This is a genomic window from Deinococcus apachensis DSM 19763 (genome assembly GCF_000381345.1).
Lineage (GTDB): Bacteria > Deinococcota > Deinococci > Deinococcales > Deinococcaceae > Deinococcus > Deinococcus apachensis.
Genome location: NZ_KB906415.1, coordinates 71,873 through 79,051 on the forward strand (window position 1 = coordinate 71,873; position 7,179 = coordinate 79,051).

Genomic DNA, 7,179 nt, shown 5'->3' on the forward strand with positions numbered 1-7,179 from the left:
GCGTGCGGCCCCTGAGGCGGCTCCCCGGCGTGCGGCCCCTCGCGCTCACCTGCGCCGGGTTGGCTCTGGTCGCCTTCGTTCTCGTGCTGGCGCAATGGTCCCTCGTGGCCCGGATCGTCAATGGAATTTTTCTGGGAAGGCAGGCCCCCGCCGCCCTGACCTCCGCCTTCGTGGGACTGGCCCTCGTGTGGCTCGCCCGCTCGGCCCTCGTCGGTGTTCGAGATGTACTCGCGGCCCGCGCCGCCGCCCGCGTCAAGAAGGAGGTGCGCGGCAGGCTCCTCACCCACCTCCTGAACCTCGGCCCCCTCTATGCGGCCGGGCAGCGGGCGGGCGAACTGACGGAACTCGTGGTGGAGGGCGTGGAGCGGCTGGAGGGCTTTGTCGGGCGCTTCGTGCCGGGGTTGGTGTTCGCCACTGTCCTGCCGTCCCTCCTCGCGCTGACGGTGCTGTTCCTCGACCCCCTGAGCGGGCTGATCCTGCTCTTCACCGGGCCGGTCATCGTGGTGCTGCTGTGGCTGGTGGGGACGATGGCCGACCACGCGGCGAAGGCGCAGTGGCTCACGCTGGGCCGCCTGAGCGCGAGTTTCGTGGACACCCTGCGTGGGTTGTCCACGCTGGTGGTCTTCGGGCGCGACCGCGAACGGCTGGCGGCGCTACGCGAGGCGGACGGGGCGTATCGCCGGGTGACTCTGGGCGTGCTGCGAACGGCCTTTCTCTCCGGCTTCGTGCTCGAGTTTGGCGCGACGCTCAGCACGGCTCTCGTGGCCGTGACAGTCGGTGTCCGCCTGTTCGAGGGGGACTTGCCGTTCGAGCGGGCGTTTCTCGTGCTGCTGCTGGCTCCTGAGTTCTTCGCCCCATTGCGCGCCCTCGGCGCCGATCACCACGCTAGCCTGGAGGCGCGGGCCGCGGGGGAGCGGATGTTTGCGGTTCTGGATGAGGAGGCGCCGGGGCAGGGCACCCTGCCTGTTCCCGAGGGGCCGCTGCGGGTCGAGTTCCGGGACGTGACCCTGCGGTACGGGGAGCGGACGGCCCTCCAGGGCGTGAGCTTCACCCTGCCGCCCGGCTCACGCACCCTGCTCGTGGGGGAAAGCGGGGCGGGCAAGACGAGCGTGGCCGGGCTGCTGCTCGGGTTTGCCGTTCCTGCAAAGGGCGAGGTGCGGGTGAACGGTGTGTCTCTGGCTGATCTCGACCCAGCGGCTTGGCGGGAGCGAATGGCCTACGTGCCTGAGCGGCCTTATCTTTTCCCCGGCACCGTGCGCGAGAACATTCGGCTGGGCAGACCGGACGCGACGGACGAAGAGATTATGGAGGCAGCCCGGTCAGCGGACGCCCACACCTTCATCGCCGGGCTTTCCCGCGGCTACGACACGGAGGTGGGGGCGGAGGGCGCGCGATTGAGTGGCGGCGAACGCCTGCGCCTGGCCCTCGCCCGGGCCTTCCTGCGGGACGCGGAAGTGCTGATCCTCGACGAGCCGACCTCGCAACTCGACGCGGGGAGCGAGGATCAGGTCAGGGGTGCGCTCCAACGTCTCGGAGCGGGCCGCACCGTCCTCACCATCTCGCACCGGACGGCGCTGCACGGGGGGCACGACCAAGTCATCGAGTTGGGGGGCGGGCGAGTCCGCGAACTCGTGGAGGAGCAGACGTGAGCGGGCTGTGGCGCTTCGTGCGGGGAGGGGGACGGGCGCGGATGTTCGGCTCGGTACTGCTGGGGGCCGGGACGGTTCTCGCCTCGGTGGGGCTGCTCGCCATGTCGGGGGCGCTGATTTCGGGGGCGGCACTCAAGCCCGAGTCCCTGCTCGTGCTGCTGCCGCTGATCACTTCCGTGCGGCTCTTCGGCATCTCGCGGGCCGCGCTGCGCTACGGCGAACGCCTGGTCTCGCACGACCTCACCTTCCGGCTGCTCGGGCGGGTGCGGGGAGAGGCGGTGGCGCACTTGGCCCGCGTGGCGCCCGCCGCACTGGTTGGCGCCCGGGGCGGCGACCTCCTCGCGCGGGTCCGCTCGGACGTGGACGAGTTGCAGGGCGTGTACCTGCGCCTCTTCGCCCCCACGCTGGTGGCCGCCCTCGTCGCCCTCGTGACGGTGACGCTCGTCTGGCTTGTGGACCCCCGGCTCGCGCTCGTGACCCTGGGGCTGTTCGGGCTGGCGGGAGTCCTGCTTCCTGCCCTCGCCGTCCGCGCTGCCGCTCCGGCTGGCCGTGCCCAGAACACTGCCCGTGCTGAACTTGGGGCCGCCACCCTCGAAGCCCTCCACGGCCTGCCCGATCTCCTGACCGGTGGGGGGCGTCCGGCGGGGGAGCGGCACTTCGCGGGCCTGCTCGCCACGCTGGAGGGGGCGGAAACGCGGCGGGCACGGGTGACCGGCACGGCGAACGCGGCGCGGGACGCCCTGGGAGGCTGCGGCCTCATCGCGGCCCTCCTCCTCGTGGGGCAGGGGGTGGCGCGGGGGGAAACGAGCGGCTCCCTCCTCGCCGCGAGCGCCCTGGGCCTGCTGGCGAGCTTTGAAGGGGTCGGGAACCTGGGAAGTGCCTGGGCGACTTACGGTGCCCTGCGCGCTGCTGCCGCGCGGGTGGAGGGGTTGCGTGCCCTGCGGCCGGTCGTTCAGGACCCGGAGGAGCCAGCCGAACTCCCCACCGACTCCACCCTGCGTTTCGAGGATGTGGGTTTTGGTTACCCTGCTTCGGAGACGGACGTGCTGCGGGACGTGAGTCTCACCGTCCGCCCGGGGGAACGGGTCGCCGTGGTCGGGCCGTCCGGCGCCGGGAAAAGCACTCTGCTCGGCCTCGCGCTGCGCTTCTGGGACCCGGTGGCGGGGCGGGTCACGCTCGGAGGGGTGGACCTGCGCGACCTGAGCCTCGCCGACGCACGTTCCCGCTTCGCCTGGGCGCCGCAGCAGGCGGAGGTGTTTGACGGCACCCTGCGCGAGAACCTGCGTCTGGCGGCGGACGCGACGGACGACGACCTCCTGGCCCTGCTCGGCGATCTGGGGTTGGGCGGGCTGCTCACGCGGCTGCCGGGCGGGCTTTCCAGCTGGGTAGGCGAATATGGGGCGCAGCTCTCGGCGGGCGAGCGGGCGCGGCTCTCGGTGGCCCGGGCCCTGCTGCGTCCCGCGCCCGTCCTGCTGCTGGACGAGCCGACCGCGCACCTCGACCCGGCCAACGCCCACCGTCTCCTGCGGGCGGTGGAGGAACGCACCCGGGACCGCGCCGCCCTCCTCGTCACCCACCAGCCCGAACGGCTGGGGCCGGAGTGGCGCGTGGTGAGGGTGGAGGGTCGGGGTGAGGTAACCCCCCAGCCCCGTTCTAGAAACCGTAGACAAGAAAACTTGTCGCCCTGAACAAAGTGAAGGGTCCCCGAACGGCGCTGTGGGGGACGTGCCCCGCCCGCGACTTCCGTCACGTCCCCTCCCCGCCGCCCGGCCTACACTGGCTCCCGGATGCGCGCCTCCCTTCCCCCCGCCCTGCTCGCCGCGACCCTTCTGCTGGGGGCTTGCGCGCCCATCACCGTGAGGCCCGCCCGGACCCCAGCGCTGAACTTCTCCGGCCCGGCCCCCGACGTGGTGATCTTCGCCGTGTCGGGCCGCTGCGGAACGGGGTGCCTCGCTCCCCGCGACAACTGGGACTACCTGACGGCGCGCGGCACGGTGGACGTGGTCGCGGGCGCCCTCGCGGCGGCGGGCTACCGGGTGGAGGTGGCGGGCTACGCCTCCAGCGCGCAGGAGAGTTACGTCTCCCACCTTACCCGGACGGTGCAGCACGGCTACCCGGCGCTGACGGCGGCCTACGCCCGGTTGGGGACCGCCTGGGGGGGACGGCGGCCCCGGGTGGTGCTGCTGGGGCACTCGCAGGGGGTGGCGTGGCTGCACCACCTCGCCCGGGCGTACCCCGAGCAGCCCGTCGCGCTCCAAATCGACCTCGACGGTATTTGCGCGAGCTGGTCCACGGATCACGGGGCGGTGATCCGGGCGCTGCGGCCCGACCCGGTGCGGCCCTCACCCGCCGAGGCCTGCAACCTCTTCCGGGTGGGTTCGCGCTCGCTGCGCGGCAAGGACATCGTGTGGCCGAATGTCGGGCGCAACCTGGAGGTGCAGAGCAAGCGCCTGCCCGCCCGCGCCGGGGAGAGCGGCGGTCTCACCTTCAACTACCTCTTCGAGGTCACGCCGAACGTGCGGCTGGACGGCAGCCTGACCGGGATCGAGCGCTACGTCTCGCCCCGCGAGGACCACAGCGCCGTGTCCTACCCCAACAGCGACGCCCTGCGCTGGGTGGTCTCCCGCATGGTCCCCATCGTGCAGGAGTGGCGGCGCGAGGACGCGGCCCGGGCGGGGGAGGGCTGACCCGGTTCACGCCCCGGCCGTCAGGGACGCCAGCCAAGCCGCCGCGTTCTCCGGCCCCTCCAGCCTGGCCCCGCGCCCCGGCGGAAACCACGCGAGCAGCGCGAGTAGGTCGCCGCCCTGGTGTTCCTCCAGGTTCCCGAACACCACCTTGTGGTCCCCGTCCGCGAGGTGCAGCAGGGCCGAGGGGGTCCCCGACAGCCGCGTCCCCACGGCGAGCGGCTTGCCCAGCCAGACGGCATCCACCTCCGCGCTGTCGGCGGGGTTGAGGAGGCCGGGCAGGCAGCCGTAGTTCACCGGGGCGAGCCAGGGCTCAGTGCGGTACGGCACGACCTCCCCGTCCCGCCAGACAAAGCGCTCCAGGGTGCCGCGCGCCCACTCCACCACGCCCTCAGTTTCCAAAGGGCCCGTCACGGCAGGATCTCGTACAGCTCGACCTGCCGCAGCACCGTGCCGCCGAAGGAGATCACCGCCCGGTACGCGCCGGGGTTGGGGGCCTCCAGCCGGAAGGTCGCGTCCCGCTGGGCAACGTCCAGATACACGCTGTCGTGCCCGAGTTCCTGCGCCCCGTCGAACCACGCCACGCTTAGGTAGCCGGGGTCGAAGCGGCCCTCCACCCGCGCCTGGAGCAGCAGGTTGGCCCCCTCGCGCTTCAGGGTGGCCGTGGTGACTCGTGCGGGCAGCGTCACCTCCACCGGCCTGGGTACCAGGGGGAAGTAGGCGTAGCGGCAGGCGGTCAGGGTGGGCGCGAGCAGGCACGTCAGCAGCAGCAGGCGGGCGGGGGAGGAAGCGAGGGAACGCATGGCGGCATTCTAGGAAGGGTGCGTGAGGAGGGCCGTGGGATGGGACCGTGAGCCATGGGCAAGGGCCTCTGACGGAAGCGGTTGCCTCTGCGTGTGGGCTCCAGGCCCAGCGCCCCTACACTCCCGTCGCCACGATGGCCCCCAGCAGCGCGACCGGGGCCGTCTCCGCCCGCAGGATGCGGGGGCCGAGGGTCACGGCGACGGCCCCCCTCCCGACCAGCTCCGCCACCTCGGCGTCCGCGAGGCCACCCTCGGGGCCGGTCAGGATGGTCACTGGAGCATCCCAGGTCAGGCGGTCGGTGAGGCGGCCGGTGCTGCCCGGCTGCGCGACGAAAAGGTGGCCCCCCCAGGTCAGCCCAGTTAGGGAAACGGGGGCCAGGACCTCCGGCGTGACCGCGCGGCGCGACTGCTTGCTGGCCTCCTCAGCGATGCGGCGTAGCCTTTGCAGCTTCTGCACCCCGATCTCGCGGGCATCGGCGTGCCGGGTGACGAGGAGTTGAATCTGGGCCGCCCCCAGCTCCGTCGCCGCCCGCACCACGTCCGCCAGCTTGTCGCCCTTGAGGAGCGCCACCGCCAGCGTGACGGGTTGGGGCATCTCGGCGGCTCCAGTGAGACGCTCGCCCAGGGTCAGCACCGCCCGCAGGTCGTCCAGCAGGGCCACCGTCGCCCCCGCCTCCTCCCCCCGACCGTCAAAGACGCGCACCTCGTCGCCCTCCCGCAGCCGCAGGACGTGGAGGTGCCGCGCCTCGCGGGGGCCGAGGGACATCTCCGGAGCCAGGGCGTCCACCCGGACGCGGTGGGGAGCCATCAGCCCAGCGGCGCGCGGGCCGTCACGAGCGCCCACTCGCCCTCCAGCGTCTCCTGGGCGTCCGTGAAGCCCTCGCGCTCCAGGGCGGCGCGCACGAGCGGCAGTTTGGAGGTCAGGATGCCCGTCAGGATGACCGGCCCGCCCGGCACCACGGCCGTGGCGTACTCGCCCGCGAGCAGGTCGTGCAGTTCCGCGTACAGGTTCGCCACGACCACGTCGTAGGCGTCCACCCCTTCCTCGGGAAAGGTGACCGGGTCCTCGCCCAGCGTCCCCTCCTCGAAGCGCACGCGCCCTGCCGGAACCCCGTTGACCCCCGCGTTCTCGCGCGCAATCGGGATGGTGATCGGGTCGATGTCCACCCCGAGAGCGAAACGTGCCCCCAGCATCACGGCTGCGATGGCGAGGACGCCGCTTCCGGTCCCCACGTCGAGCACCCGCGCCCCCGTTCCCAGTTCCGCCAGGTTCAACCCCGAGAGCGCCTCCACCGCCAGCCGGGTTGTCTCGTGGTGCCCGGTGCCGAAAGCCATGCCGGGCTCGATCACGAGGGGAAGCTGGCCCGCCTCGACCTCCTCCCGCAGCCACGGCGGAACGATGGTCACGCGACCCGCCCTGACCGGGCGCAGGGTGCGCTTGAACTCGGCCTGCCAGTCCTGATCGGCCTCCTCGCGCCACTCGCCGTCGGAGACCTCGGCGGGGAGGTCCGTCCTCGCGTCGAAATAGGCCCGGATGGTGCCCCCGCGCTCCTCCAACCCGGTCGCGCCCGCCTCCCACAGCAGGTCGAGGTGGCTTTCGCGGGTTTCCAGGGTGCCGGGCAGGTGGTACACGAGCATGGGGGAGAGTGTAGGGCGTGTCATCCGTAGAGGGGTAGTTGTCCTGTCATGCTGAGCCGCAGGCGAAGCATCCCGGACTTGGCTGGAAGGCAGGACCCTAGAGGCTGCCAAGAACAGGGTTGAACTTTAGGAGCGAGGATTTGGACAGGGCAGAATAAGCGGGTGACGCGGCGAGGCTACCCGAGCGACGTGGACGACGACACGTACTTGTTTCTGTTGCCCTACCTCCTGCTCAGTCGTACAGATGCCCGACAGCGGAGATACCCGATCCGAGACGTTCTCAACGCATTGCTTTGGATGGCGCGCGCGGGGGCACAGTGGGCCTACCTGCCCAACGATTTCCCGCCCGCGGAGACGGTGCGCCAACAGGCACACCGCTGGTTTGAGGCCGAGTGCTTTCAAAAC

General features: G+C 71.9%; 8 protein-coding genes. 4 read left to right on the forward strand and 4 right to left on the reverse strand.

All coding sequences use genetic code 11. The annotated features are described in order from the left end of the window. Window positions 1-2: 2 nt before the first annotated feature. From cydD to F784_RS0118785, 3 genes are all read left to right on the forward strand, one after another. Window positions 3-1,649 (forward strand): thiol reductant ABC exporter subunit CydD, encoded by a 1,647-nt coding sequence (cydD, locus tag F784_RS0118775; protein WP_211211916.1) that lies wholly within the window; start codon window positions 3-5, stop codon window positions 1,647-1,649. Beyond that, complete coding sequence (cydC, locus tag F784_RS23820) at window positions 1,646-3,337, forward strand: thiol reductant ABC exporter subunit CydC (protein ID WP_019588271.1); 1,692 nt, start codon at window positions 1,646-1,648, stop codon at window positions 3,335-3,337. Before cydD ends, cydC begins: the two co-directional genes overlap by 4 nt. Before the next feature lie 99 nt (window positions 3,338-3,436). Next, window positions 3,437-4,336, forward strand: coding sequence for a hypothetical protein (locus F784_RS0118785; RefSeq protein ID WP_019588272.1), 900 nt, complete (start codon window positions 3,437-3,439; stop codon window positions 4,334-4,336). A 6-nt stretch (window positions 4,337-4,342) separates the two neighbouring features. Here the strand turns inward: F784_RS0118785 and F784_RS0118790 are convergent, their stop codons facing one another. The 4 genes from F784_RS0118790 to F784_RS0118805 all read right to left on the reverse strand — a co-directional run bounded on the left by F784_RS0118790 (window position 4,343) and on the right by F784_RS0118805 (window position 6,774). Continuing rightward, the gene (locus F784_RS0118790) at window positions 4,343-4,747 is read right to left on the reverse strand and encodes an inorganic pyrophosphatase (protein ID WP_040383561.1); all 405 of its coding nucleotides are present in this window, start codon (window positions 4,745-4,747) and stop codon (window positions 4,343-4,345) included. Then, window positions 4,744-5,136 carry a hypothetical protein gene (locus F784_RS0118795; protein WP_019588274.1) on the reverse strand — a complete coding sequence of 131 codons (393 nt, stop codon included), beginning with the start codon at window positions 5,134-5,136 and terminating at the stop codon, window positions 4,744-4,746. Before F784_RS0118795 ends, F784_RS0118790 begins: the two co-directional genes overlap by 4 nt. 115 nt (window positions 5,137-5,251) lie before the next feature. Beyond that, on the reverse strand, window positions 5,252-5,944 hold the full coding sequence (locus F784_RS0118800; protein ID WP_026332587.1) for a 16S rRNA (uracil(1498)-N(3))-methyltransferase: 693 nt from the start codon (window positions 5,942-5,944) through the stop codon (window positions 5,252-5,254). Further along, on the reverse strand, window positions 5,944-6,774 hold the full coding sequence (locus F784_RS0118805; RefSeq protein ID WP_019588276.1) for a 50S ribosomal protein L11 methyltransferase: 831 nt from the start codon (window positions 6,772-6,774) through the stop codon (window positions 5,944-5,946). The genes F784_RS0118800 and F784_RS0118805 overlap by 1 nt, the downstream gene beginning before the upstream one ends. Before the next feature lie 162 nt (window positions 6,775-6,936). Here F784_RS0118805 and F784_RS0118810 point away from each other — a divergent pair. Further along, window positions 6,937-7,179, forward strand: a 243-nt coding sequence (locus F784_RS0118810) for an IS5/IS1182 family transposase (RefSeq protein WP_019588277.1), incomplete at its 3' end; no start/stop codon positions are given.

Excerpts from the sequence above, each read along its gene's own strand:
- F784_RS0118785 (WP_019588272.1), top strand. The coding sequence starts at position 3,437 with ATGCGCGCCTCCCTTCCCCCCGCCCTGCTCGCCGCGACCCTTCTGCTG.
- F784_RS0118795 (WP_019588274.1), bottom strand. The coding sequence starts at position 5,136 with ATGCGTTCCCTCGCTTCCTCCCCCGCCCGCCTGCTGCTGCTGACGTGC.
- F784_RS0118800 (WP_026332587.1), bottom strand. The coding sequence starts at position 5,944 with ATGGCTCCCCACCGCGTCCGGGTGGACGCCCTGGCTCCGGAGATGTCC.
- F784_RS0118805 (WP_019588276.1), bottom strand. The coding sequence starts at position 6,774 with ATGCTCGTGTACCACCTGCCCGGCACCCTGGAAACCCGCGAAAGCCAC.